Source organism: Kitasatospora sp. NPDC098663, assembly GCF_044760075.1.
In the GTDB taxonomy this organism is placed as follows: Bacteria; Actinomycetota; Actinomycetes; order Streptomycetales; family Streptomycetaceae; genus Kitasatospora.
On sequence record NZ_JBIWAP010000054.1, the window covers coordinates 1 to 25,115 of the forward strand.

Annotated in this window: 20 protein-coding genes and 3 tRNA genes; 19 read left to right on the forward strand and 4 right to left on the reverse strand. The window is 71.8% G+C overall.

Annotation, left to right across the window (positions count from 1 at the left end; all coding sequences use genetic code 11):
- Positions 1–101 precede the first annotated feature (101 nt).
- On the reverse strand, positions 102–269 hold the full coding sequence (locus ACIQVZ_RS36790) for a hypothetical protein (RefSeq protein WP_363629358.1): 168 nt from the start codon (positions 267–269) through the stop codon (positions 102–104).
- 1,092 nt (positions 270–1,361) lie between these two features.
- Between ACIQVZ_RS36790 and ACIQVZ_RS36795 the strand changes: the two genes are divergently transcribed.
- From ACIQVZ_RS36795 to ACIQVZ_RS36830, 8 genes are all read left to right on the forward strand, one after another.
- Positions 1,362–3,194, forward strand: coding sequence for an APC family permease (locus tag ACIQVZ_RS36795; RefSeq protein WP_402456259.1), 1,833 nt, complete (start codon positions 1,362–1,364; stop codon positions 3,192–3,194).
- Between the two features lie 316 nt (positions 3,195–3,510).
- Positions 3,511–5,508, forward strand: coding sequence for an APC family permease (locus ACIQVZ_RS36800; protein ID WP_402456291.1), 1,998 nt, complete (start codon positions 3,511–3,513; stop codon positions 5,506–5,508).
- 441 nt (positions 5,509–5,949) lie between these two features.
- The gene (gene kdpF / locus ACIQVZ_RS36805) at positions 5,950–6,039 is read left to right on the forward strand and encodes a K(+)-transporting ATPase subunit F (protein WP_037971201.1); all 90 of its coding nucleotides are present in this window, start codon (positions 5,950–5,952) and stop codon (positions 6,037–6,039) included.
- Between the two features lies 1 nt (position 6,040).
- On the forward strand, positions 6,041–7,702 hold the full coding sequence (gene kdpA / locus ACIQVZ_RS36810) for a potassium-transporting ATPase subunit KdpA (RefSeq protein ID WP_350877024.1): 1,662 nt from the start codon (positions 6,041–6,043) through the stop codon (positions 7,700–7,702).
- Positions 7,702–9,816, forward strand: coding sequence for a potassium-transporting ATPase subunit KdpB (kdpB, locus tag ACIQVZ_RS36815; RefSeq protein ID WP_402456261.1), 2,115 nt, complete (start codon positions 7,702–7,704; stop codon positions 9,814–9,816). Before kdpA ends, kdpB begins: the two co-directional genes overlap by 1 nt.
- A gap of 14 nt (positions 9,817–9,830) precedes the next feature.
- Complete coding sequence (kdpC, locus tag ACIQVZ_RS36820) at positions 9,831–10,466, forward strand: potassium-transporting ATPase subunit KdpC (protein ID WP_350877028.1); 636 nt, start codon at positions 9,831–9,833, stop codon at positions 10,464–10,466.
- A gap of 176 nt (positions 10,467–10,642) precedes the next feature.
- Positions 10,643–13,195 carry an ATP-binding protein gene (locus ACIQVZ_RS36825; RefSeq protein WP_402456263.1) on the forward strand — a complete coding sequence of 851 codons (2,553 nt, stop codon included), beginning with the start codon at positions 10,643–10,645 and terminating at the stop codon, positions 13,193–13,195.
- A gap of 60 nt (positions 13,196–13,255) precedes the next feature.
- Positions 13,256–13,930 carry a response regulator gene (locus ACIQVZ_RS36830; protein WP_350877032.1) on the forward strand — a complete coding sequence of 225 codons (675 nt, stop codon included), beginning with the start codon at positions 13,256–13,258 and terminating at the stop codon, positions 13,928–13,930.
- A 241-nt stretch (positions 13,931–14,171) separates the two neighbouring features.
- On the opposite strand, the gene ACIQVZ_RS36835 is transcribed toward ACIQVZ_RS36830, so the two are convergent.
- Positions 14,172–15,443, reverse strand: a complete 1,272-nt coding sequence (locus ACIQVZ_RS36835) for a hydrolase (RefSeq protein WP_350877034.1) — start codon at positions 15,441–15,443, stop codon at positions 14,172–14,174.
- Between the two features lie 286 nt (positions 15,444–15,729).
- Between ACIQVZ_RS36835 and ACIQVZ_RS36840 the strand changes: the two genes are divergently transcribed.
- From ACIQVZ_RS36840 to ACIQVZ_RS36875, 8 genes are all read left to right on the forward strand, one after another.
- Positions 15,730–15,802, forward strand: a tRNA-Thr gene (locus tag ACIQVZ_RS36840).
- 43 nt (positions 15,803–15,845) lie between these two features.
- A tRNA-Met gene (locus ACIQVZ_RS36845) sits at positions 15,846–15,918 on the forward strand.
- An 83-nt stretch (positions 15,919–16,001) separates the two neighbouring features.
- Positions 16,002–16,166 (forward strand): 50S ribosomal protein L33, encoded by a 165-nt coding sequence (gene rpmG, locus ACIQVZ_RS36850; protein WP_006604855.1) that lies wholly within the window; start codon positions 16,002–16,004, stop codon positions 16,164–16,166.
- Positions 16,167–16,320: 154 nt separating this feature from the next.
- Positions 16,321–16,779 carry a MaoC family dehydratase N-terminal domain-containing protein gene (locus ACIQVZ_RS36855; RefSeq protein ID WP_402456266.1) on the forward strand — a complete coding sequence of 153 codons (459 nt, stop codon included), beginning with the start codon at positions 16,321–16,323 and terminating at the stop codon, positions 16,777–16,779.
- Between the two features lie 5 nt (positions 16,780–16,784).
- The gene (locus ACIQVZ_RS36860) at positions 16,785–17,207 is read left to right on the forward strand and encodes a MaoC family dehydratase (RefSeq protein ID WP_063351327.1); all 423 of its coding nucleotides are present in this window, start codon (positions 16,785–16,787) and stop codon (positions 17,205–17,207) included.
- Positions 17,208–17,303: 96 nt separating this feature from the next.
- On the forward strand, positions 17,304–17,894 hold the full coding sequence (locus tag ACIQVZ_RS36865) for a TetR/AcrR family transcriptional regulator (RefSeq protein WP_402456268.1): 591 nt from the start codon (positions 17,304–17,306) through the stop codon (positions 17,892–17,894).
- 87 nt (positions 17,895–17,981) lie between these two features.
- Positions 17,982–19,502 (forward strand): MFS transporter, encoded by a 1,521-nt coding sequence (locus ACIQVZ_RS36870; RefSeq protein ID WP_402456269.1) that lies wholly within the window; start codon positions 17,982–17,984, stop codon positions 19,500–19,502.
- 61 nt (positions 19,503–19,563) lie between these two features.
- On the forward strand, positions 19,564–20,607 hold the full coding sequence (locus ACIQVZ_RS36875) for a UDP-N-acetylmuramate dehydrogenase (RefSeq protein WP_402456271.1): 1,044 nt from the start codon (positions 19,564–19,566) through the stop codon (positions 20,605–20,607).
- A gap of 21 nt (positions 20,608–20,628) precedes the next feature.
- Here ACIQVZ_RS36875 and ACIQVZ_RS36880 read toward each other — a convergent pair whose 3' ends face one another.
- Both ACIQVZ_RS36880 and ACIQVZ_RS36885 read right to left on the reverse strand, forming a co-directional pair.
- A complete protein-coding gene (locus ACIQVZ_RS36880) occupies positions 20,629–21,663 on the reverse strand; it encodes an adenosine deaminase (RefSeq protein WP_350877043.1) in 1,035 nt (344 codons plus the stop codon).
- 138 nt (positions 21,664–21,801) lie between these two features.
- Positions 21,802–23,049 (reverse strand): pyridoxal phosphate-dependent aminotransferase, encoded by a 1,248-nt coding sequence (locus ACIQVZ_RS36885; protein ID WP_402456273.1) that lies wholly within the window; start codon positions 23,047–23,049, stop codon positions 21,802–21,804.
- A gap of 284 nt (positions 23,050–23,333) precedes the next feature.
- On the opposite strand from ACIQVZ_RS36885, the gene ACIQVZ_RS36890 reads away from it, so the two are divergent.
- From ACIQVZ_RS36890 to nusG, 3 genes are all read left to right on the forward strand, one after another.
- Positions 23,334–23,406 (forward strand) — tRNA-Trp (locus ACIQVZ_RS36890).
- Between the two features lie 147 nt (positions 23,407–23,553).
- Positions 23,554–23,913, forward strand: a complete 360-nt coding sequence (secE, locus tag ACIQVZ_RS36895; RefSeq protein WP_350877047.1) for a preprotein translocase subunit SecE — start codon at positions 23,554–23,556, stop codon at positions 23,911–23,913.
- Positions 23,914–24,125: 212 nt separating this feature from the next.
- Positions 24,126–25,013, forward strand: a complete 888-nt coding sequence (nusG, locus tag ACIQVZ_RS36900; RefSeq protein ID WP_402456276.1) for a transcription termination/antitermination protein NusG — start codon at positions 24,126–24,128, stop codon at positions 25,011–25,013.
- Positions 25,014–25,115 lie beyond the last annotated feature (102 nt).

The window sequence follows — 25,115 nt, forward strand, 5'->3', positions numbered from 1 at the left end:
CACCGCCAGCGACGCCTCAAGCCCCTCCACCACACCCATGGCACCATCATGACGTCACGAGCCATAAAAAGATGGGTAGTTCATCTGCAAGCCCTAAGCAGCTAGCTCCAGAAGTCCTGGAACAGCTGCCAGATGTCGTACGCCATCTTCACCCCTCGCCAGATGGCAAGCAGTCGGCGCACCCCATCCCTGTGGAGCCTCCCCGCGTTCTTCGGCTCTGCGCCGCCCGGATCCTCGTCGGCCGGCTGCTGCTGATGAGACGCGGTCATGCTCCACCCCTTCGAACCATCCCGGCCGCGCCCTGCGGTCGGGATCGCGACGTCCGCCTGAGCGGGCGCCGTGAATCCGCCCGCATCTTGCGGCCGGGATCGCTGACACGCGCTCACGCGCCCGTCGGCGAAGGGGTTTCGCACTTGTTCCAGAGTAGATGCACTACAGGTCCCCGGACGAATTTCGTCTGGGGACCCCCACGCCCTTCGGCGTGTCGCCTGTTCTGCCCGCCGGGCGCGCCAGGGCCTGTTGGGGGGATGCGCCCTCATCGGCGCGTCCGGCTTCGAGGGCGTCGGCCTCCTGCGTCGCGAGTTGCCAGCGCGGTTGGCGGCCGCGAGCCGCACGTGCGCGAGGGGGGACCGTCCACGCGGTCGTCATCGAGGTTGGGGTGCGAGCACTGGCGGTGCTCGCCGGGGGGCATGTTGAGGCGTGACGTGCAACACGAAAAGCCGGGGGTGGGCAGCGAAGTCGCTGCCCACCCCCGGCCTTCGGCTCGCCTCAAGGTGGTCTGATCGAGGCACGCTCGGACCATGATCCGGACCAGTGGCGGACCAGATCCGGTCCGGGGCCAAGAGTCACCTGGTCAGAGCACACCTAGCCAGCGGCCTGTAAATCTGCCGCGCAAGCTACGCAGGTTCGAACCCTGCACCAGCCACAGGACAGAGAACGGCCCCCGATCTGCGGAGACGCGGATCGGGGGCCGTTGTCGTTTTCCCGCCGCGTGAGCGCCGCAGCGCTGCCGCGCCGGCGGCGGGGACACTTATTGCGCATTGCTTGCAATTACGGGCAGCAGGCAGCAGAGTGGGTGCGGGGGTGGGTGGGGCCGTTCAGCGTGATTGTGGTGGTGTCCCGGGTGTGCGTAGGGCGCGCCGGGGGTTCTTCGCAAGAGCTGGTCGTCTTCCCAACCGGCGCCCGCCGGGACAGCGGCCCACCCACCCCCGCCACCGGCCCCCGCCATGAGCTCTCCCGCGGCGCGTCAAGGGCCCGTCAATGGTTCCTGGGGCGGCGTCAGGAACGCGTAGGGGTCGGGGGAAGGGCGGGGGTGCGGCCCGCAGGATCGGAGGAACAACCGATCGCGGAGGTTCCGTTCGATGTCCAGCGCCATCACCACCCCGGCCGTCACGGCCGAACCCGAGCCGCCGGACGCCGGCGCGGGCGACGAGCGGCACCGGTTGAGTGCGCTGGGCGGTCTGGCGGCGCTGTCGTTGGACGCCATGGCCTCGGTCGCGTACGGGCCGGAGTCGATCGTGCTGGTGCTGGCTGCGGCCGGGGCGTACGGGCTGGGGTTCACGCTGCCGGTGACGGTGGCGATCGCGGTGCTGCTGGGCGTGCTGGTGGCGTCGTACCGGCAGGTGATCGCGGCGTTCCCGGACGGCGGCGGCTCGTACGCGGTGGCGAAGGAGCACCTGGGCCGGCGGACGGCGCTGACCGCGGCCGCCTCGCTGGTGATCGACTACATTCTGAACGTGGCGGTCTCGGTGACCGCGGGGGTGGCGGCGCTGACCTCGGCGGTGCCGAGCCTGTACGACGACCGGGTCTGGCTGTGCCTGGGCGTGCTGGCCCTGGTGACGGCGGTGAACCTGCGCGGGATCGCCGAGTCGGCGCGCTGGTTCATGGCGCCGACGGCCGTCTTCGTGGTGTCGATCCTGGCGATCATCGTGGTCGGCCTGTTCCGGGACGGCCCGGCGAGCACCGCGGCCGCCGCGGGCCACGCGTCGACGCTGGCCGAGAACGCCACGACCGTCGGTGCGTTGCTGCTGCTCAAGGCGTTCGCGGCCGGGTGCTCGGCGCTGACCGGGGTGGAGGCGGTGGCGAACGCCGTTCCGTCGTTCCGGACCCCGCGGGTGAAGCGGGCGCAGCACACCGAGGTGGCGCTCGGTGCGCTGCTCGGCGTGATGCTGATCGGGCTGGCCGTGCTGATCGGCCGTTTCCACCTCCAGCCGGTGGAGGGCGTCACGGTGCTGGCTCAGCTCGCCGACGCCTCGCTCGGCCACGGCGCCGCGTTCTACGTCGTCCAGTTCGCCACCGTGGTGCTGCTCGGGCTGGCCGCGAACACCTCCTTCGGCGGGCTGCCGGTGCTGCTGCACCTGCTCGCCCGGGACAACCACCTGCCGCACGTGTTCGCGCTGCGGGCCGACCGCCAGGTGCACCGGCACGGGGTGCTGTTCCTGGCCCTGGTGTCGGCGGCGCTGCTGGTCGGTTCGGGCGGGGACGTGAACAGCCTGGTGCCCCTGTTCTCGATCGGCGTGTTCGTCGGGTTCACGATCTGTCAGGTCGGCATGGTCCGGCACTGGTCCGTGCACCGGCCGGCCGGCTGGGTGTGGAAGGCCGCGCTGAACGGGTTCGGCGCGCTGCTCACCGGGGTCGCGACGGTGGTGGTGACCGGCACCAAGTTCACCGAGGGCGCCTGGGGCATCGTGGTGGCGCTGCCGCTGCTGGTGGCGCTGTTCGAGGCGGTGCACCGGAGCTACGGGCTGATCGGCGAGCGGCTGGAGCTGGGCCGGGTGCCGGGCGCGGTGACCCGCCAGCGCAGCCTGGTGGTCGTGCCGGTGACGGCCATCACCCGGCTGACCCGGGACGGCCTGTCGGCGGCGCTGTCGCTCGGCGACGAGGTGCTGGCGGTGACGGTGGTGCACGAGCGGGCCGAGGCGGAGGCGCTGCGGCGGGACTGGGAGCTGTGGCAGCCGGGCGTGCCGCTGGTGGAGATCCCGGAGGACCGCCGCCGGCTGGGCCAGCCGATCGCCGCGTTCGTGAACCGGCTCGGCGAGGAGCACGTCTACGACCGGTTGACGGTGCTGATCCCGGAGGTGGAGCCGGCCCGCTGGTGGCAGCGGGCGCTGCAGAACCGGCGCGGCGCCGTGATCGACCGCGCGCTGCGGCGGCACACCGACGCGGTGGTCTGCCGGCTGCGGATGCGGATGTGACCCGGGCCGCCACCGCTGAGGCGCCGGGCCGCCACCGCTGAGGCGCCGGGCCGCCACCGCTGAGGCGCCGGGCGTCCACACCCTGGACGCCCGGTAACAACCTGGCATCTTGACACGGTCTTAACGGGGGGGCCTTAACGCCCTCGATACGCCCGGCACGTGCCCGCCCGCAGCGGCCCTGACCTGCGGGAAGTCCATGAGGGCGGGACGTGCCGGGCCGGTGCCGCAACGGATTCCGTCGTGTCCGACCGAACTTACGCTCGCCAACGTGTTCAACGTGCCCCAGGCGCTGAAGCGCCTCGTCATCGGCCGGGCCATGCGCAGCGAGGAGCTCGGCGAGACGCTGCTGCCCAAGCGGCTGGCGCTGCCGATCTTCGCCTCCGACCCGCTCTCCTCGGTCGCCTACGCGACGCAGGAGATCCTGCTGGTGCTCACCGTCGGTGGCGCCGCCTTCCTCTACCTGACCCCGTGGGTCGCGGCCGGTGTGGTCGCGCTGATGGCGGTCGTGGTGATGTCCTACCGCCAGGTGGTGCACGCCTACCCGAGCGGCGGCGGCTCGTACGAGGTGGTGTCCCGCAACCTCGGCGCCAACTCCGGTCTGGTGGTGGCCGCCTCGCTGCTGGTCGACTACGTGATGACGGTCGCGGTGTCGGTGGCCTCCGGGGTGGACAACATCATCTCGGCGCTGCCGTCGCTGGCCGGTCACCGGGTCTGGCTGGCGCTGGGCTTCGTGCTGCTGCTGATGGCGGTGAACCTGCGCGGCGTCCGGGAGTCCGGCAAGGCCTTCGCCGCGCCGACGTACCTGTTCATCGGCGGCATCCTGCTGATGGTGGTCACCGGGCTGGTCCGGGTCGCGCTCGGCGACGCGCCGGTGGCGTCCAGCGCCTCGTACGGGATCCTCCCGGAGGACGGCAAGGACACGGTGGCCGGCCTCGGCCTGCTGATGCTGGGCCTGCGGGCGTTCGCCTCCGGCTGTACGGCGCTGACCGGGGTGGAGGCGATCTCCAACGGCGTCCCGGCCTTCCGGGCGCCGAAGGCGAGGAACGCCGCGCGCACCATGGCCGTGATGGGCACCACGGCCGTGGTGATGTTCGCCGGCATCACCGCCCTCGCGCTGATCGCCAAGGTGCACATCACCGAGGGCGGCGCCTGCCGGCTGACCGGCTTCCCCGGGGACTGCGCGAGCACGCCCCAGCAGACCGTGATCGCCCAGCTCGCGGCGGCGATCTTCGGCGGCGACCACAGCGTGCTGTTCTACGCGATCCAGGCGGTCACCGCGCTGGTGCTGATCCTGGCCGCCAACACCGCCTTCAACGGCTTCCCGCTGCTGGCCTCGATCCTGGCCGAGCACCGCTACCTGCCCCGGCAGATGCACACCCGCGGGGACCGGCTGGCCTTCTCCAACGGCATCATCGCGCTCGCGGTGGTGGCCGGCGGGCTGCTGTGGCTGTACGACGCGAACGTCACCAGCCTGATCCACCTGTACATCCTGGGCGTCTTCACCTCCTTCACGCTGTCCCAGATCGGCATGGTCCGGCACTGGAACCGGGCGCTGGCCACCGAGACCGATCCGGCGGTGCGCCGCTCGGCGCTGCGCTCCTGGGTGATCAACGCCTTCGGCGCGGTCGTCACCGCGCTGGTGCTGGTGATCGTGCTGCTCACCAAGTTCACCCAGGGCGCCTGGCTGGCCGTGGTCGCCGCGCTGGTGTTGTGGCTGATGATGCGCGGCATCCGCCGGCACTACGACGGCGTCGCCGCCGAGCTGGCGGTGGACGATCCGGAGGCCGAGTCGGCGCGGCCCGCCCGGGTGCACGGGGTCGTGCTGGTGTCCAAGCTGCACAAGCCGACGCTGCGGGCGCTCGGCTACGCGGAGGCGTTCCGGCCGGACTCGCTGGAGGCGCTGACGGTGGCGGTGGAGCCGGAGGCGACCGGTGAGCTGGAACGGCAGTGGACGGAGGCCGGCGTCCGGGTGCCGCTGAAGGTGCTGGACTCGCCGTACCGGGAGATCACCAAGCCGGTGCTGGCGTACGTGCGGGAGCACCGCCGGGACAGCCCCCGGGAGGCGGTCGCCGTGTTCATCCCGGAGTACGTGGTCGGCCACTGGTGGGAGCACCTGCTGCACAACCAGTCGGCGCTGTGGCTGAAGAGCCGGCTGCTGTTCACGGCGGGCGTGATGGTGATCAGCGTGCCGTGGCAGCTGACCTCCTCCGGGCGCGCGGGCGGCCCGTCGCGCCGGGCGCCCGGCGCGGTGCGCCGGGGTGAGCCTGCCCCGGGGAGCGGGTACGAGCGGCTCCCGGCGCCGGAGAAGGTCTGACCGGAGCAGCAGCCGGCCCCCCCTCGGCCCCCTCGGCCCCGTCGGCGCCGGCCGCACGAGCCCGCATGAGCCCGCACGAGCCCGCACGAGCCCGCACCCCCCACCCGTACGGAAGCCCCGGAATCCCGGGGCTTCCGGCGTTCCGGCGCCGGGCCGATCACGGCCTGATGACGACGGTCACGGCCCGGTGAAGCGGGCGTCAAGGTCGCGTCAACGTCCCGCAGTCACCCGTATGGAGGGCGTCAGGGAGCCATAACGCGCCTCTGACGGCTGCTTTGCTGCATCTGCCGGTCGTCCGCCGGCGCCGCGCGAAGCCCCCGGCCCGCCCGCGGCAGTCTCCCGAACCGCTCTGGTGGAGCCCATGTCCGATCTCATCTACGTCGGTGTCACGGTCGCCGTGTTCGCCGTCATCGCCCTGATCGCGCGGGGGGTGGAGAAGCTGTGAGCGCGGAGAACATCGCAGGTCTGATCGTGGCCGTCGCGCTCGTCGGCTATCTCGTCGTGGCGCTGATCTTCCCGGAGAAGTTCTGACATGGGATCCACTCTCGCGGGCTGGCTGCAGGCCCTGGCCCTGGTCGGGGCACTGGCCCTGTGCTACCGCCCCCTTGGCGACTACATCGCCAAGCTCCTCACCACCACCAAGCACCTCAGAGTCGAGCGCGGCATCTACAAGCTGATCGGCGTCGACGGCGACGCCGATCAGCGCTGGCCGGTGTACCTCCGCTCGGTGCTGGCCTTCTCGGCCGTCTCCGTCCTCTTCCTCTACGGCCTGATCCGCCTCCAGGGCTACCTGCTGCTGAACCTGGGCGTTCCGCAGATGGAGGGCCACCAGGCCTGGAACACAGCGATCTCGTTCGTCGCCAACACCAACTGGCAGTCCTACGCCGGTGAGTCCGCGATGGGCCACCTGGCGCAGATGGCGGGCCTGGCGGTGCAGAACTTCGTCTCCGCGGCCGTCGGCATCGCCGTCGTCGGCGCGCTGATCCGGGGCTTCACCCGCAACCGGACCGACCGGGTCGGCAACTTCTGGGTGGACCTCACCCGGATCAACCTGCGCCTGCTGCTGCCGATCTCGATCGTGTTCGCCCTGGTCCTGGCCGCCTCCGGCGTGATCCAGAACTTCCACGGCTTCCACGAGGTGGCCACGCTCAGCGGCGAGGTGCAGAAGATCCCGGGCGGCCCGGTGGCCTCCCAGGAGGTCATCAAGCTGCTCGGCACCAACGGCGGCGGCTTCTTCAACGCCAACTCCGCGCACCCGTTCGAGAACCCGACCGGCTTCTCCAACCTGGTCGAGATCTTCCTGATCCTGCTGATCCCGTTCGCGCTGCCGCGGGCCTTCGGCCGGATGGTGGGGGACAACCGCCAGGGCTACGCGATCCTCGCGGTGATGGGCCTGTTCTGGGTCGCCTCGACCGCCCTGCTCACCTTCGCCGAGTCGCAGCACCAGGGCACCGCCCTCCAGGCCGCGGGCGCCGCGATGGAGGGCAAGGAGCAGCGCTTCGGCATCGCCGCCTCCGGCCTGTTCGCCGCCTCGACCACGCTGACCTCGACCGGCGCGGTGAACTCCTTCCACGACTCGTACACGCCGTTCGGCGGCGGGCTGACGGTCTTCAACATGATGCTGGGCGAGATCGCGCCCGGCGGTGTGGGCTCCGGCCTGTACGGCATGCTCGTGCTGGCGATCGTCGCGGTGTTCGTCGCCGGTCTGATGGTCGGCCGCACCCCCGAGTACCTGGGCAAGAAGCTCGGCGGCCGGGAGATGAAGTTCGCCTCGCTGTACATCCTCACCACGCCGACCCTGGTGCTGGTCGGCACGGGCCTGGCGATGGCCCTGCCGGGGGAGCGGGCCGGGATGCTCAACTCGGGCGCCCACGGCTTCTCCGAGGTGCTGTACGCCTTCACCTCGGCCGCCAACAACAACGGCTCGGCCTTCGGCGGCATCACCGTCAACACCGACTGGTACGACACGGCGCTCGGCCTGGCGATGATCTTCGGCCGCCTCCTGCCGATCGTCTTCGTCCTGGCGCTGTCCGGTTCGCTCGCCCAGCAGCAGCCGGTCCCGGCCACCCCGGGCACTCTGCCCACCCACAAGCCGCTGTTCGTGGGCCTGCTGTCGGGCGTCATCCTGATCGTCGTCGGCCTCACCTACTTCCCGGCCCTGGCTCTCGGGCCGATCGCGGAAGGTCTCTCCTGATGTCCACCCCTACGCTCAACCCCGCACCGGCCGACAAGGCCGAGCCCGCCGCGCAGCACAGAGTGGCCAGCGGCCTGCTCGACCCGAAGCTGATCGTCGCGTCCCTGTCGGACGCGGTGAAGAAGCTCGACCCCCGGGTGATGGTCAAGAACCCGGTCATGTTCGTGGTCGAGGTCGGCTCGGTGGTCACCACCGTCTCCGCGATCGCCAGCCCGTCCGTGTTCGCCTGGGCCATCACCGTCTGGCTCTGGCTCACCACGATCTTCGCCAACCTGGCCGAGGCCGTCGCCGAGGGCCGCGGCAAGGCCCAGGCCGACACCCTGCGCAAGACCAAGACCGAGAGCGTCGCCCGCCGGCTCACCGACTGGCCCGCCACGCAGGCCGAGGAGGAGGTGCCGGGCACCGCGCTGCGGCTCGGCGACCACGTGGTGGTCGAGGCCGGGCAGATCATCCCCGGCGACGGCGACGTCGTCGAGGGCGTCGCGAGCGTCGACGAGTCGGCGATCACCGGCGAGTCCGCGCCGGTCATCCGCGAGTCCGGCGGTGACCGCTCGGCGGTGACCGGCGGCACCAAGGTGCTGTCCGACCGGATCGTGGTGAAGATCGCCTCGGAGCCCGGCAAGTCGTTCATCGACCGGATGATCGCCCTGGTCGAGGGCGCCGCCCGGCAGAAGACGCCGAACGAGATCGCGCTGAACATCCTGCTCGCCTCGCTGACCATCGTCTTCCTGGTCGCCGTGGTGACCCTGCAGCCGATGGCCACCTACGCGGGCGCCCCGCAGTCGATGATCGTCCTGGTCGCCCTGATCGTGGCGCTCATCCCGACCACCATCGGCGCGCTGCTCTCCGCGATCGGCATCGCCGGCATGGACCGGCTGGTGCAGCGCAACGTGCTGGCGATGTCCGGCCGGGCCGTCGAGGCGGCCGGCGACGTCAACACCCTGCTGCTGGACAAGACCGGAACCATCACCCTGGGCAACCGCCAGGCCGCCGAGTTCCTGCCCGCCCCGGGCGTGTCCACCGAGGAACTGGCCAGCGCCGCGCAGCTGTCCTCCCTCGCGGACGAGACCCCGGAGGGCCGCTCGATCGTGGTCCTCGCCAAGACCGAGTACGGCCTGCGGGCCCGCGCCCAGGGCGAGCTGACGCACGCCACCTGGGTCCCGTTCACCGCCCAGACCCGGATGTCCGGTGTCGACCTGGACGAGGCCGAGGCGGTCCACCAGGTCCGCAAGGGCGCGGCCGGCGCGGTCACCAACTGGGTGACCGAGAACGGCGGTTCGGTCGGCAACGAGGTCTCCGCCCTGGTCGACGGGATCTCCGCGGCCGGCGGCACCCCGCTGGTGGTGGCCACCAAGGTCGGCGCCAAGCCGGCCCGCGTCCTCGGGGTGATCCACCTCAAGGACGTGGTCAAGGAGGGCATGCGGGAGCGCTTCGACGAGCTCCGCCGGATGGGCATCAAGACCATCATGATCACGGGCGACAACCCGCTGACCGCCAAGGCGATCGCGGAGGAGGCGGGCGTGGACGACTTCCTCGCCGAGGCCACCCCCGAGGACAAGATGGCGCTGATCAAGAAGGAGCAGGAGGGCGGCAAGCTGGTCGCGATGACCGGCGACGGCACCAACGACGCCCCCGCGCTCGCCCAGGCCGACGTCGGCGTGGCCATGAACACCGGGACCATGGCGGCCAAGGAGGCCGGCAACATGGTCGACCTGGACTCCAACCCGACCAAGCTGATCGAGATCGTCGAGATCGGCAAGCAGCTGCTGATCACCCGTGGCGCGCTGACCACCTTCTCGATCGCCAACGACGTGGCCAAGTACTTCGCGATCATCCCCGCGATGTTCGCCGGGGTCTACCCGGGCCTGAGCCACCTCAACATCATGGGCCTGCACAGCCCGCAGTCCGCGATCACCTCGGCGATCATCTTCAACGCCCTGGTCATCATCGGCCTGATCCCGCTCGCCCTGCGCGGTGTGCGCTACCGCCCGTCCGACGCCAGCTCCCTGCTGCGCCGCAACATCGGGGTCTACGGCTTCGGCGGTCTGGTGGTGCCGTTCGTCGGCATCAAGCTGATCGACCTGATCGTCCAGTTCATCCCCGGCCTGAGCTGAGAGAGGAGAATCCGATGTCCAAGCCCCTGCCGACGACCGTCCGCACCCACTTCACCGCACTGCGGGCGCTGCTGGTGCTCACCGCGATCCTCGGGATCGCCTACCCGCTGCTGGTCACCGGGATCAGCCAGGTCGCCTTCACCGAGAAGGCCAACGGCTCGCTCGTGAAGTCCGACGGCAAGGAGGTCGGTTCCAGCCTGATCGGCCAGAACTTCAACCTCCCGAAGAAGAACCCCGACGACCCGAAGGAGGAGGCGCAGCCGGACCCGAAGTGGTTCCAGCCCCGCCCCTCCGCGGCCGGGACGGGCTACGACTCGTCCTCGTCCGGCGCCTCCAACCTCGGCCCGAACAGCGACGACCTGCTGAAGGCCGTCAACGACCGCCGCGCCGCCGCCGCCGAGTTCGACGGCGTCGCCCCGGAGAGCGTCCCGGCCGACGCGCTGACCGCCTCCGGCTCCGGCCTCGACCCGTACATCTCGGTCGCCTACGCCGAGGAGCAGGTGAACCGGGTCGCCAAGACCCGGAACCTGTCGGCGGACGCGGTGCGGAAGCTGGTCGAGAAGTACACCGTGGGCCGCTCGCTCGGCTTCCTCGGACAGGAGGGCGTCAACGTCCTCCTGCTGAACCGGGCACTCGCGGAACAGAAGTGACCGGCGGAACCGGAATGACCGACGGAACAGAAGTGACAGGTCAACGGCTGGATCCGTGAAACAGGCCGACCCGGGCCGGGGCACCACCCCCGCGCCCGGGTCGGCCGCCGTACGTCCCGACCCCGGCCCGAGGACGCCCTGGCGGCAGCCCTCGCAGGAACGAAAGAGCAGTGCCCATGGCCCGCGACCTCACCCCCGGCACCGGCATCCGCAAGGGCCGGCTGAGGGTGTACCTCGGTTCCGCCCCGGGGGTCGGCAAGACCTACCGGATGCTGGACGAGGCCCGGCGCAGACAGGAGCGCGGGGCCGACGTCGCGGTCGGGTACATCGAGTGCCACGGCCGCCGCCACACCGAGGGCATGCTGGACGGCCTGGAGGTCCTGCCGCGTGTCCAACGCTCCTACCGTGACGCCGAGTTCGACGAGATGGACCTCGACGCGGTGCTCACCCGCCGTCCGTCCGTCGTGCTGGTCGACGAACTGGCGCACACCAACATCCCCGGTGGCCGCCACGCCAAGCGCTGGCAGGACGTCGAGGAACTGCTGGCCGCCGGGATCGACGTCATCACCACCGTCAACATCCAGCACCTGGAATCGCTGAACGACGTCGTCCAGAAGATCACCGGCATCCCGCAGCGCGAGACCGTCCCGGACGAGGTGGTCCGCCGGGCCGACCAGATCGAACTCGTCGACATGGCCCCGCAGGCGCTGCGCCGCCGGATGGCCCACGGCAACGTCTACAGGGCGGAGAAGGTGGACGCCGCGCTCTCCAACTACTTCCGGGTCGGCAACCTCACCGCCCTGCGCGAACTCGCCCTGCTCTGGGTGGCCGGGCGGGTCGACGAGGGCCTGCGCGACTACCGGGCCAGCCACAACATCGACCGCGTCTGGGAGACCCGCGAACGCGTCGTGGTCGCCCTCACCGGCGGCCCCGAGGGCGAGACCCTGATCCGCCGCGCCGCCCGGATCGCCGACCGCACCGCCGGCGGCGACCTGCTGGCCGTCCACGTCTCGCGCAGCGACGGCCTGGCCGGCGCCTCCTCCGGCGCGCTCGCCCAGCAGCGCCAGCTGGTCGAGACCCTCGGCGGCAGCTACCACGTGGTGGTCGGCGACGACATCCCCACCGCGCTGCTCACCTTCGCCCGCGCCCACGACGCCACCCAGCTGGTGCTCGGCACCAGCCGCCGCGGCCGGATCAACCGCTTCCTCACCGGCCCCGGCATCGGCGAGACCACCGTGGACGACTCCGAGGACATCGACGTCCACATGGTCACCCACGAGTTCACCGGCCGCGGCCGGCTGCCCTCGCTCGGCCGCCGCCACTCCAGGCGCCGCACCATCGCCGGCTACGCCGCCGGCCTCGTGGTGCCCTGGCTGCTGACCGCGATCCTGTCCCAGGCACACGAGAGCATCAACCTCACCACCGACGCGCTGATCTTCCAGCTCGGCGTGGTCATCGTCGCCCTGCTCGGCGGCGCCACCTCCGCCCTGCTGGCCTCGGTCACCGCCTCGCTGCTGCTCAACTACTACTTCATCCCGCCGATACACGCCCTGACCATCGGCGAGACCAACAACATCGTCGCCCTGGTCGTCTTCGCCTCCGTCGCGCTCGCCGTCGCCACCATCGTCGACCACGCCAGCCGGCTCACCAGTCGCGCGGCCCGGGCCACCGCCGAGGCGGAGACCCTCTCCACCCTGGCCGGCAGCGTGCTGCGCGGCGCCGACGCGCTGTCCGCCCTGATGGAGAAGTCCCGGACGGCCTTCGGCATGCAGGCCGTCGCCCTGCTCTCCCGGGTCGACGACGAGGTGCTCGCCCACTCCGAGGCCGAGCACCAGGACGACGCCGACGGGCAGAGCGAGACCACCGAGGTGCCGGTCGGAGCGGACGCCGTCCTGGTCCTGACCGGCCGCCGGCTGCCGGCCGCCGACCAGCGCGTCCTCACCGCCTTCGCCGCGCACGTCGCCGTCGCGCTGGAACGCGACCGGCTCGCCGTGGTCGCCGCCGAGGTCGAGCCGATCAAGGCCGCCGACCGGATGCGCACCGCCCTGCTCGCCGCCGTCAGCCACGACCTGCGCACCCCGCTGGCCGCCGCGCTCGCCTCGGTCGGCTCGCTGCGCAGCCCCGACGTCGAGTTCTCGCCCGAGGACCAGGCCGAACTGCTCGCCACCGCCGACGAGTCGCTGGTCAAGCTCACCCGCCTGGTCGACAACCTGCTCGACATGAGCCGCCTCCAGGCCGGCGCGCTCACCCTGCACCTCGCCGAGACCCACCTCGACGAGATCCTGCCCCGGGCGCTCGACAGCCTCCCCGACCCGTACGCCCCGATCCAGCCGCTCGACCTGGACACCACGCCGCCGGTGCTCGCCGACCCGCCGCTGCTGGAGCGGGTGCTCGCCAACGTGATCACCAACGCGCTGCGCTACAACGCGCCCGGCGCGCCCGTCCTGGTCACCGCCAGCCACCACGCCGACCAGGTCGAGATCCGGGTGATCGACCGCGGCCCCGGCATCGCCCTGGAGGAGCGCGACCGGGTCTTCCTGCCCTTCCAGCGCCTCGGCGACACCGACAACACCACCGGTGTCGGCCTCGGCCTCGCGCTCTCCCGCGGCCTGGCCGAGGCCATGGGCGGCAGCCTGGAGGTCGAGGACACCCCCGGAGGCGGCACCACCATGCTGCTCACCCTGCCCGCCGCCACTCGGGAGGAGCCCGTACATGAGTGGACGAACTGAACGAACCGCCGAAAGCCGCGTGTCCCGCGAAGCGACCGCCGAACGGAGCGAGGTGGCCGCATGAGCGAGATCCTGATCGTCGACGACGAACCGGCCCTCCTGCGCACGCTGCGGATCAACCTCAGCGCCCGGCAGTACGCCGTGCGGACGGCCGCCAGTGGCGGCGAGGCGCTGGACCGCGCCGCGCACTCCGCCCCCGACGCCGTGCTGCTCGACCTCGGCCTGCCGGACCTGGACGGCATGGACGTGCTGCGCGGCCTGCGCACCCGCAGCGCGATGCCGATCATCGTGCTCTCCGGCCGGTCCGGTGCCGCCGACAAGGTGGGCGCCCTCGACGCGGGCGCCGACGACTACCTCACCAAGCCGTTCCTGATGGAGGAACTGCTGGCCCGGCTGCGTGCCGTGCTGCGCCGGCCGGTGGGCGGTGCCCCGCCGGGGCGGCCGGTGATAGGCGACCACACCGTCGACCTGACGGCCACCACGGTGACCGGCCCGCGGGGCCCGGTGCGGCTCACCCCGACCGAGTGGCGGATCCTCTCGCTGCTGGTGGCCAACCCGGGCCGGCTGGTGCCCGGGCGGCAGATCCTGCGCGAGGTGTGGGGGCCGGCCCAGGAGGCGCGCGGCAACTACCTGCGGGTCTACCTGGCCGGGCTGCGCCGCAAGTTGGAGCGCGATCCGGCCCGCCCGCGGCACCTGATCACCGAACCGGGGATCGGGTACCGGTACGAGCCCTGAGCGCCGCCCCGGCCACCGCCGCGTCAACGACCCGTCAAGAGCGGCTCGGAGAGCGACAGGGGAACGTCAAGGCGGGCCCGGGGCGGTGTTCCGTGGGCGTAGCGTCAGTGCTGACCGAGCGGGTCCGGCTCCGATGTGGGGGAGGCCCGGGACCGCTCCAGCCGCCGTCGAACGGCGGCCAGCAGGTGGGGGAGGGGCGCGCGACATCTGTCGCGCGCCCCTTGAATTTTCTCGGGGCTGTTCAGCCCCCGCCGATGCTCCCGGACTGCCGGGGCAGCGCCAGCGCCACGGTGTCCGCGAACTCCCGCACCGCGCTCGTCCGGCTGACCACCCGGCCGCTGTGCACCACCAGCCGGCTGTGGCCGCCCGCGAGCGCCCCGGCCAGGCTGTCCCCGCGCACCGCCAGCAGCTCCGCCGGGAACCCGGCGTCCACCCGGACCGGCGGCAGCCCGAGCGCCGCCCGGGCCTGGTTCGCCACCGCGTCGTACGCCGCCTCCAGGTCCAGCTCGCCGCCCGCCGCCAGCAGGTACGCCGACTCCAGCGGATCCGCCCGGCCGACCGGGTTGGACTGGTCCCGTAGCGCGCCGCTGCCGGCCGCCAGTGGCACCCGGGCGTCCGTCAACTCCCGCAGCAGGCCCGGCCGCAGCCCCGGCGACCGGCCCTCCAGCCCGGTGCAGCCGCCGTTCTGCGGCAGGCAGACCACCCGCACCCCGCCGGTCGCCAGCACCGTGGACGCGCCCCGGGCCAGCGCCCCGCACGGCCCGAGCGTCACCCGCGGCCGCAGCGGGGCCAGCGCGCCGACCAGTCGGGCGAGTTGGGCCGGATCGCCGGCCGTGGTGTGCAGGTCCACCGGGCAGTCCGCCTCCCGGGCGGCCTCCAGCAGCACGTGGACGTACCCGGCCGGATCCGGGTCCAGCTCCGGGCAGCCGCCGGCCGCGGTGGCGCCGAGCTTGAGCGCCTCGCGCAGTTGCGCCCGGCCGTCGGCGCCGGCCCGGCCGGTGAGCAGCCGGGGCATCGCCACCGCCTGGAGTTCGGCCAGGCCGCGCAGTGCCTGCCGGGCGGTGAGCACCGCCTCCAGCCGGCGCAGCCCGTGCACGTCGCCGATCCGGACGTGGGTGCGCTGGGCGGTGGCGCCGTAGCCGAGCGAGGCGAGCGCGGCCTCGGTGACCCGCCGGGTGAGGTCGGCGGGGCTCTCCGGCGGCGGGGCGGCGAGGGCGGCGGAGAAGGCGGTGTCGTAGTGGGCGTGCGCCTCGGCGGGGGCCGGCAGCAGCAGGTAGCCCTTGAGGTCGATCCGGGCGCCGGTGGTGATGGTGGGCGCGCCGGGCAGGGCGGGCAGCGGGCCGAGGCTGCCGACGGTGCCGACGGCCTGGATCCGGTCCCCGCTGATCCGGACGTCCACCACCCGCCCGTCGGCCAACCGGGCGCCGGTGAGCAGGAGGACCGGTCCGTGCCCGAGCGGGTTGGCTGTCGGGCCGGAGCCGGAGTGCGGTCCGTCGGCGGCTGCGCTGTCCATCGCAGGCTCCTTCCCGCGCTGGCCCGTCCGGTCGGCCGGGCCGTCCTGATCCCGGGTCGTCCTGACGCCCCGGGCCGTCCCCGTCAATGAGGGTCGAGCCTATGGCGCGTGGCGTCGGGGCGCTCGGAGGCGGGCAATAGTCGTATCGGGTCGGGCCGTGCGGCTGGTGGGCCGATCGAACGCGGGGCCTTGGATCGTCCGTCCGTTCACCTCGCCGACCTGCGGTCTTCGCGTCGGGATACGGATTTCACCTCTGGGCGCGGAACGTGTAATCTCTTCCTCGTTCGCCCCTATAGCTCAGTCGGTAGAGCGTCTCCATGGTAAGGAGAAGGTCTGCGGTTCGATTCCGCATGGGGGCTCTGGTGAAAAGCAGTCGGCTTCGGTTGTGCTGCGGATCACTGTGGCGGTGTAGCTCAGTTGGTAGAGCAAGCGGCTCATAATCGCTGTGTCACCGGTTCAAGTCCGGTCACCGCTACCCCGCGTAGTCGGTCGGGAGATCGCACTCCCGGTCGGCTACTCTTGTTGTGTTCTTATTCGTTGTCCCAGGAAGGCACTCCCGTGGCTGCCACCGACGTCCGCCCGAAGATCACGCTGGCCTGCGTGGAGTGCAAGGAGCGGAACTACATCACCAAGAAGAACCGGCGTAACGACCCGGACCGTCTTGAGATGAAGAAGCACTGCCCCCGCTGCAACTCGCACACCGCGCACCGCGAGACCCGCTGACCCTCTCGCAGGGCATCGGGCCTGTGTGACAGGTCTTGAGCTCCGGGCCGCATCCCTCAGGGGGTGCGGCCCGGAGTTTTTCGCGTATGCACCCATGCGCGCCCCGCCGGCGGCAACGGCCGCCGGATCCACCGTGCTTCCGAGGAGTTGCCCCATGGCACTCGACCCCTCCTTCATCGGGCGGACCTACCCGCCCACCGAGCCGTACGAGGTCGGCCGGGAGAAGATCCGCGAGTTCGCGATCGCGATCGGGGACACCAACCCGGCGTTCACCGATCCGGCGGTGGCGAAGGCGCTGGGCCACCCCGACGTGATCGCCCCGACGACCTTCCCGTTCGTGATCACCTACCGGGCGGCCGCCCAGGTGGTCGAGGACCCGGAGCTGGGCCTGGACTACAGCCGCGTGGTGCACGGGGACCAGAAGTTCTCCTACTCCCGCCCGGTGCTGGCCGGCGACCGGCTGACGGTCGCGGTCACCATCGACAACATCAAGTCGCTGGCGGGCAACGACGTGCTCACCGTGCGTGGCGAGGTGTCGGACGCGATCGGCGAGCACGTGGTGACGTCGGTCATGACGCTGGTGGCCCGGGCCGCCGACGAGACGGGGAAGTGAACACGATGGCGATCAGCTACGACGAGGTCGAGGTCGGCACCCAGCTGCCGGCGCAGTCCTTCCCGGTGACCCGCGACACCCTGGTGCGGTACGCGGGCGCCTCCGGCGACTTCAACCCGATCCACTGGAACGAGAAGTTCGCCGTGGAGGTCGGCCTGCCGGACGTCATCGCGCACGGGATGTTCACCATGGCCGCGGCCATTCGGGTGGTCACCGACTGGGTCGGCGACCCGGCCGCGGTGGTCGAGTACGGCGTCCGCTTCACCCGCCCCGTCCCGGTGCCGAACGACGGCGTCGGCGCGGTGGTCGAGGTGTCGGCCAAGGTCGCCAAGCTGCTGGACGACCGCAAGGTGCAGGTCGACCTGCTGGCCACCACCGGCGGGCAGAAGGTGCTCGGGATGTCCAGGGCGGTCGTCCGGCTCGCCTAGGACCCCTCTGTCGGCTGCGGCGGGGCCCGTCCGACGGGATTCCCGCCGCGCCCGTCGGTCTTGCGAAGATAGTGATTGGCCACTAACTTGACGTCCATGGCGAGGACGAGCATGCGGATGAGCGCGGAGGAGCGGCGCGAGAGCGTCGTTCGTGCCGCGGTGATCGAATTCGCCAGGAGCGGCTACCGGGGGACGTCCACCGAGGCGATCGCCCGCCGGGTGGGTGTCTCGCAGCCGTACCTGTTCCGGCTGTTCCCCGGCAAGCAGGCGATCTTCACGGCCGCCGCCGAGCGCTGCATCGAGGAGACCTGGAAGGTCTTCGACGAGGCCTCGGTCGGGCTGACCGGGCCGGCGGCCGCCGAGGCGATGTCCGAGGCGTACCTGGGCCTGGTCGCGGACAGCGAGCAGCTCATGATGCAGATGCAGCTCTACGTCTCGGTGTTCGCGGCCCGGACGACCGGCGAGGACGAGATCGGGGAGACCGCCCGGAGGCTCTGGGAGGAGCTGTTCGAGCGGGTCAGGGGCCGGATCGGCGGTGACGTGCAGGGCGCCGCGGAGTTCTTCGCGTACGGGATGCTGATCAACACGCTGGTGGCGCTGGGGTACCCCCGGGACCACCGGATCTGGAGCGGCCTGGGCTTCGGTGAGCAGGGAAAGTGCGGAGAGCACGGCGAGGGCGGGGAGTAGCGGGCCGCACGGTGGAGTCCGTGCGGCCTTTTTCGGGCCTCGAAAGTTAGTGATCAATAACTATCTAAGACCCCTGGGGGGGAAGTCATGACGGAGAGAACGGAAGAACAGGGACTGGGACGGCTCGGAGTTTGGACCCTGGTGATCACCAGCGTCGCGGGCTTCATGGCCAGCCTGGACAACCTGGTCGTCACCACCGCGCTGCCGTCCATCCGCGAGGACCTCGGCGGCGGGCTGTCCGACCTGGAGTGGACGGTCAGCGCCTACACCCTGTCCTTCGCCGTCCTGCTGATGTTCGGCGCCGCGCTCGGCGACCGGTTCGGCCGCCGCCGGATCTTCCTGGTCGGGCTCACGCTCTTCACCGTCGGCTCCGCCGCGGCCGCCCTCTCGCCGGGCATCGGCGCCCTGATCGCCGCCCGCGCCGTCCAGGGCGCCGGCGCCGCCGTCTCCATGCCGCTCACCCTCACCCTGCTCACCGCCGCGGTGCCGGCGGCCAGGCGGGGTCTGGCCTTCGGCATCTGGGCGGGCGTCAACGGGCTGGCCGTCGCCACCGGACCGCTGGTCGGCGGGACGCTCACCGAGCACTTCTCCTGGCAGTGGATCTTCTGGGTGAACGTCCCGGTCGGCCTCGTCCTGATCCCGCTCGCCGCCCTCAAGCTCCGCGAGAGCCGGGGCGCCAACCCGGCGCTGGACGTGGTCGGCACGATCCTGGTCAGCCTGGGCCTGTTCGGCGTCGTCCTCGGCCTGATCCGCGGCAACCCGAACGGCTGGACCAGCCCGCTGGTGCTCGGCTCCCTGATCGGCGGCGTCGCGCTGCTCACCGCCTTCGTGCTGTACGAGCAGCGCTGGGCCCGGCACCCGATGCTCCCGATGCGGCTGTTCCGCAGCCGGGCCTTCTCCGCCGTCAACGCCTCCGGCCTGCTGATGTTCCTCGGGATGTTCGGCTCGATCTTCCTGATCAGCCAGCACCTGCAGAGCGTGGGCGGCTACAGCCCGCAGGAGGCCGGCATCCGGATGCTCCCGTGGACCGGCATGCCGCTGATCGTCGCCCCGATCGCGGGCGTCCTGGCCGACCGCTTCGGAGGCCGCCCGATCGTGGTCACCGGGCTGCTGCTGCAGGGCGCCGGCCTGGCGATGTACGCGGCGATCACCGGCGGCAGCACCGGCTACGACTACGCCGCCGAGATCCCCGCCGTGGTGATCTGCGGCATCGGCATGTCGCTGTACTTCGCCCCGACCGCCGCCCTGGTGATGGACAGCGTCCGGCCGGAGGAGCAGGGCATCGCCTCCGGCGCCAACAACGCGCTGCGCGAGGTCGGCGGCGCGCTCGGCGTGGCCGTCCTCTCGGCGGTGTTCTCGGCGCAGGGCGGGTACACGTCGGAGCAGTCCTTCATCGACGGGCTGGTGCCCGCGCTGTACGTCGGCGCCGGGGTGGTGGCGGTCGCGGCGGTCTGCGCGTTCTTCCTCCCGCGCCGGGTGAAGCCCGCGGTCGTCGCCGACGAGCCGGCGGCCGTGGAGCCGGAGCAGGCCGGTGCCGAGCGGGCCGAGGCCGGTGCCGAGCGGGCCGAGGACGCGGCGCCCGTCCACGCCGAGGCCTCGAAGGCCTGACCGGCCGGTACGGGTGCGGGGGCGGCCGGGCGGCCGCCCCCGCACCCGTACGCTGGTGGGCGTGCTGGTAGAAAACGACGCCCCCCTCGCCCCGCTGACCACGCTCCGGCTCGGCGGCCCGGCCCGCCGCCTGGTGACCGCCCACACCGACGACGAGGTGATCGCCGCCGTCCGCGCGGCCGACGAGGCCGGCGAGCCGCTGCTGGTCCTCGGCGGCGGCTCCAACCTGGTGATCGGCGACGCCGGCTTCCCCGGCACCGTGCTGCGGATCGCGACCACCGGCTTCGCCCTGGACGGCACCGTGCTGGAACTGGCGGCCGGCGAGGTCTGGTCGGAGGCGGTCGCCCGCGCGGTGCGCGAGCACGGCCTGGCGGGCGTCGAGTTCCTGGCCGGCATCCCCGGCTCGGCCGGTGCGACCCCGGTGCAGAACGTCGGCGCGTACGGCCAGGAGGTCGCCCAGTCGATCACCGAGGTGGTCGCCTACGACCGCACGGCCGGCGAGGTGGTCACGGTCCCCAACGCCGAGTGCGCGTTCTCCTACCGGCACAGCCGCTTCAAGGCCGAGCCGGACCGCTACGTGGTGCTGCGGGTGCGGTTCGCCCTGGCCGACCACGAGGGGCTCTCCACCCCGGTCAAGTACGCCGAGGTGGCCAGGCACTTCGGCGTCGAGCAGGGCGAGCGGGTGCCGCTGGAGCGGGCGCACGACGCGGTGCTGGGGCTGCGCTCCGGCAAGGGCATGGTGCTGGACCTGGCGGACCACGACACCTGGTCGGCCGGCTCCTTCTTCACCAACCCGGTGCTCACCGCCGCCCAGTACGAGTCCTTCCGGACCCGCCCGGGCACCGAGAACGCCCCCGCCTACCCGGCGCCGGAGGGCTGCACCAAGACCTCGGCCGCCTGGCTGATCGACCGGGCCGGCTTCGGCAAGGGCTACGGCAGCGGCCCGGCGACGCTCTCCACCAAGCACACCCTGGCGCTCACCAACCGCGGCGCGGCCACCGCCGAGGACCTGCTGGCGCTGGCCCGGGAGATCCGGGACGGCGTCCGCGAGGCCTTCGGGGTCGAGCTGGTGAACGAGCCGGTGATGATCGGCGTCAAGCTCTAGGCCTGGTCCACAAGGCACGCCTCAGGTGCCGCTGACCAGCCAGGTGTCGATGTCCGCCAGCAGCTCCTTGCGGACGGCCTCCGGCGCGCGCGAGCCGCGGACGGACTGCCGTGCCAGCTCGGCGAGTTCGGCGTCGCCGAAGCCGAGGACGTCGCGGGCCAGGTCGTACTGGGCGGCCAGCCGGCTGCCGAACAGCAGCGGGTCGTCCGCGCCCAGGGCCAGCGGCACGCCGGCGTCGAACAGCCGCCGCAGCGGGACGTCCTCGGGGCGCTCGTAGACGCCGAGCGAGACGTTCGAGGACGGGCAGACCTCGCAGGTGATCTGGCGGTCCGCCAGCCGTTCCATCAGCCTCGGGTCCTCGGCGGCGCGGACGCCGTGGCCGATCCGGCCGGCGCCCAGGTCGTCCAGGCAGTCCCGGACGGACTCGGGCCCGGCCAGCTCGCCGCCGTGCGGGGCGGCCAGCAGCCCGCCCTTGCGGGCGATCTCGAAAGCCCGGTCGAAGTCCCGGGCGAGGCCGCGCCGCTCGTCGTTGGAGAGGCCGAAGCCGACCACGCCCTGGTCGGCGTACCGGACGGCGAGCCGGGCCAGCGTCCGGGCGTCCATCGGGGACTTCATCCGGTTCGCCGCGACCAGCACCCGGATGCCCACCCCGGTGGCCGTGGCGGCGTGCTCCACGGCGTCCAGGATCAGCTCCAGCGCGGGGATCAGCCCGCCCAGCCGGGGCGCGTACGAGGTCGGGTCGACCTGGATCTCCAGCCAGCGGGAGCCGTCCCGCCGCTCGTCCTGGGCGGTCTCCAGGACCAGCCGGCGGATGTCCTCCTCGTCCCGCAGCACCGAGCGGGCGGTGTCGTACAGGCGCTGGAAGCGGAACCAGCCGCGTTCGTCGGTGGCCCGCAGTCGCGGCGGCTCGCCGGAGCTGAGCGCCTCCGGCAGTCGGACGCCGTGCTTGTCGGCCAGCTCCAGCAGGGTGGCGGGCCGCATCGAGCCGGTGAAGTGCAGGTGCAGGTGGGCCTTCGGGAGGTCCCTGACGTCTCGCGGATTCAACAGGCGTTCCATTCGCCGATACTGCCGCATCGGACCCCCAAACGGGAACCGCCCTCCTTCCGTCCCCCGAAGGGGTGAAAGAGGGCGGTACCCGACGTGAAGCGCGGGTGTCAGCGGGCGTCAGCGGACGTCAGCGGGCGCCGACGGGTGTCAGTCGCGGGCCTCGCCGAGCAGCTTCTGCAGCCGGCCGATGCCCTCGGCCAGGTCGGCGTCGCCGAGCGCGTAGGAGAACCGCAGGTAGCCGGGGGTGCCGAAGGCCTCGCCCGGGACGGCCGCGACCTCGGCCTCGTCCAGGATCAGCGAGGCCAGCTCGCCGGAGCTCTCCGGGCGCCGGCCGCGGATCTCCTTGCCCAGCAGGCCCTTGACGGACGGGTACACGTAGAACGCGCCCTGCGGCTCGGGGCAGTACACACCCTCGATCTCGTTGAGCATCCGCACGATGGTCTTGCGGCGGCGGTCGAAGGCGGTGCGCATCTCGTGCACGGCGGCCAGGTCGCCGCTGACGGCGGCGATCGCGGCGCGCTGGGCGACGTTGGAGACGTTCGAGGTGGCGTGCGACTGCAGGTTGGTCGCGGCCTTGATGACGTCCTTGGGGCCGATCACCCAGCCCACCCGCCAGCCGGTCATCGCGTAGGTCTTGGCGACGCCGTTGACCACGATGCACTTGTCGGCCAGCTCGGGCAGCAGGGCCGGCAGCGAGGTGAAGGAGGCGTCGCCGTACACCAGGTGCTCGTAGATCTCGTCGGTGAGCACCCAGAGGCCGTGCTCCAGCGCCCAGCGGCCGATCGCCTCGGCCTCGGCCTCGGTGTACACCGCGCCGGTCGGGTTGGACGGCGAGACGAAGAGCACCACCTTGGTGTTCTCGGTGCGGGCGGCCTCCAGCTGCTCGACCGAGACCTTGTAACCGGTGGTCTCGTCGGTCACGACCTCCACCGGGACGCCGCCGGCGAGCTGGACCGACTCCGGGTAGGTGGTCCAGTACGGGGCCGGGACGATGACCTCGTCGCCCGGGTCCAGGATCGCGGCGAACGCCTCGTAGATCGCCTGCTTGCCGCCGTTGGTGACCAGCACCTGGGAGGCGTCCACCTCGTAGCCGGAGTCGCGCAGCGTCTTGGCGGCGATCGCGGACTTCAGCTCGGGCAGGCCACCCGCCGGGGTGTAGCGGTGGTTCTTCGGGTCTCGGCAGGCCTCGACGGCCGCCTCGACGATGTAGTCCGGGGTGGGGAAGTCGGGCTCGCCGGCTCCGAAGCCGATCACCGGACGGCCGGCCGCCTTGAGGGCCTTGGCCTTGGCGTCCACGGCGAGGGTCGCGGACTCGGCGATCGCGCCGACCCGGGCGGAGACCCGGCGGTCGGCGGGGCGGATGGAACGGTCGGGCTGCGGGGTGGAAGCGCTCATGCCTGCATCGTCGCAGAACCGGGACGGACCGGGCATCGCGGTTTCACCATCCGTACCGGACCGTCCACATGGCGGCCCCCGTCGATCCGCCGGTGATCATGCGGGCATGCCGGACATATGCCGGACAACCGGTGCCCCCGGAAGAAGAGGTTCGACCAAACACCCCTCGACCACGTATGCTCACTGCTCGACGGCCCGCCGAAAAAGAACCGGAGCTTCACCAGCTGTGCAGACAGCAGGGGGAGATGCGGTAGGTTGGTCGCTACGGAGTCGCGAGGCCCCGTAGGGCAATAGCTCAATTGGTAGAGCACCGGTCTCCAAAACCGGCGGTTGGGGGTTCAAGTCCCTCTTGCCCTGCTGCTTGATCCGTTTTCAGCCCGTTCGCTCCACAGAGCGAGCGGGCTTGATGCGGAGAGGGCACCGATCAGCACCGCTTGTAGCCGGCCGTTTCGTGCCCCATCGGGCGCGAGCCGCTCGGCCGGACCCGGATTCAGGTGAGGACGAGTGACGGAGACCACGGGCTCCACCGCAACGCCTGAGAGCGGCAACCCTGAGGGGGCCGACGGCGCTGCCGACACCACGCCCGCGGAGGGCGAGGAGAAGTCGCTCTCGCGCCGCGAGCGCAAGCGCGCCGCCCGCGCCGGTGACAAGAAGTCCGGCAAGCGCGGCAAGATGGGCCCGTTCGCCCGAATCGGCCTGTTCTACCGCCAGATCATCGCCGAACTGCGCAAGGTCGTCTGGCCCACCCGCAGCGAGCTCACCCAGTACACGACCGTCGTCGTCGTGTTCGTGGTGGTCGTGATGGGCTTCGTGGCCGGCCTCGACTACGGCCTCTCCAAGCTGAGCCTCCTGGTCTTCGGCTGACCTGGCCGTCCCACCTCCGTAGCAGTCTCCCGACCCGGGCCGAATCATCGGCCCGGGTCGTGCTGTCTGCGCCGGACGTACGCGGCCGCTACCGTGGACTCGGTACTGTTGAAGTCTCCGAGTCCTCTCCTGGCGCCCGCGCGAGCGGCAGCCCGCCGGAGCCGGCCCCGGAGCGCGCCACCTTCACCATCTCCAGGAAAGAAGCAGCCACCGTGTCTGAGTCCCCCCTGTACGACGCCGACGAGACCGTCCGCGAGGCGGATGTCGCCGCCGAGCTGGACGCGGCCGAGCTGGCTGACGAAGCCGAGTCCGCCGAGCAGATCGTTGACGCCGTGGACGGCGACGAGGACGAGGTCGAGGCGCACGACGAGGCCGAGGCCGGCGAGCCCGCCGAGGAGGCGGCGCTGCACGTGGAGGACGACGTGGAGCCCGCCGCCGAGGAGACCGAGGCCGAGGCCGACGCCGAGGAGGCCGAGGCTGAGGAGACCGTCGAGGTCGACCCGGTCGCCAAGTTCCGCGAGGACCTGCGCTTCATGCCGGGCGAGTGGTACGTGATCCACACCTACGCCGGCTACGAGAACCGGGTGAAGCAGAACCTGGAGCAGCGCGCCGTCTCGCTGAACGTCGAGGAGTACATCTTCCAGGCCGAGGTGCCGCAGGAGGAGGTCGTCCAGATCAAGAACGGCGACCGCAAGACCATCCGCCAGAACAAGCTCCCCGGCTACGTCCTGGTGCGCATGGACCTCACCCCCGAGTCCTGGGGCGTCGTGCGCAACACCCCCGGTGTCACCGGCTTCGTCGGCAACGCCTACGACCCGTACCCGCTGACCCTGGACGAGGTCGTCAAGATGCTCGCCCCGGACGTCGAGCGCCAGGCGGCCAAGGAGGCCGGCAAGCCCTCGCCGATCAAGCCGAGCGAGATCCAGGTGCTGGACTTCGAGGTCGGCGACTCGGTCACCGTCACCGACGGTCCGTTCGCGACGCTGCAGGCGACCATCAACGAGATCAACCCCGACTCGAAGAAGGTCAAGGGCCTGGTCGAGATCTTCGGCCGGGAGACCCCGGTCGAGCTCTCCTTCGACCAGATCCAGAAGAACTAGTCCCACGGTCTTCGGATCCGGGGCGGGGCCGAGGGCCCTGCCCCGGATCCGTTTTGGTCCAGCGGCGCTAAGGCGTTAGCCTGGTTCGATGTGTGTGTTGGC

Bases quoted from the DNA above. Each gene is read 5' to 3' on its own strand.
- ACIQVZ_RS36790 (WP_363629358.1), bottom strand. From the start codon at position 269: ATGACCGCGTCTCATCAGCAGCAGCCGGCCGACGAGGATCCGGGCGGC.
- ACIQVZ_RS36795 (WP_402456259.1), top strand. From the start codon at position 1,362: ATGTCCAGCGCCATCACCACCCCGGCCGTCACGGCCGAACCCGAGCCG.
- ACIQVZ_RS36800 (WP_402456291.1), top strand. From the start codon at position 3,511: ATGCGCAGCGAGGAGCTCGGCGAGACGCTGCTGCCCAAGCGGCTGGCG.
- kdpA (WP_350877024.1), top strand. From the start codon at position 6,041: ATGGGATCCACTCTCGCGGGCTGGCTGCAGGCCCTGGCCCTGGTCGGG.
- kdpB (WP_402456261.1), top strand. From the start codon at position 7,702: ATGTCCACCCCTACGCTCAACCCCGCACCGGCCGACAAGGCCGAGCCC.
- kdpC (WP_350877028.1), top strand. From the start codon at position 9,831: ATGTCCAAGCCCCTGCCGACGACCGTCCGCACCCACTTCACCGCACTG.
- ACIQVZ_RS36825 (WP_402456263.1), top strand. From the start codon at position 10,643: ATGGCCCGCGACCTCACCCCCGGCACCGGCATCCGCAAGGGCCGGCTG.
- ACIQVZ_RS36830 (WP_350877032.1), top strand. From the start codon at position 13,256: ATGAGCGAGATCCTGATCGTCGACGACGAACCGGCCCTCCTGCGCACG.
- ACIQVZ_RS36835 (WP_350877034.1), bottom strand. From the start codon at position 15,443: ATGGACAGCGCAGCCGCCGACGGACCGCACTCCGGCTCCGGCCCGACA.
- ACIQVZ_RS36855 (WP_402456266.1), top strand. From the start codon at position 16,321: ATGGCACTCGACCCCTCCTTCATCGGGCGGACCTACCCGCCCACCGAG.
- ACIQVZ_RS36860 (WP_063351327.1), top strand. From the start codon at position 16,785: ATGGCGATCAGCTACGACGAGGTCGAGGTCGGCACCCAGCTGCCGGCG.
- ACIQVZ_RS36865 (WP_402456268.1), top strand. From the start codon at position 17,304: ATGGCGAGGACGAGCATGCGGATGAGCGCGGAGGAGCGGCGCGAGAGC.
- ACIQVZ_RS36870 (WP_402456269.1), top strand. From the start codon at position 17,982: ATGACGGAGAGAACGGAAGAACAGGGACTGGGACGGCTCGGAGTTTGG.
- ACIQVZ_RS36880 (WP_350877043.1), bottom strand. From the start codon at position 21,663: ATGGAACGCCTGTTGAATCCGCGAGACGTCAGGGACCTCCCGAAGGCC.
- ACIQVZ_RS36885 (WP_402456273.1), bottom strand. From the start codon at position 23,049: ATGAGCGCTTCCACCCCGCAGCCCGACCGTTCCATCCGCCCCGCCGAC.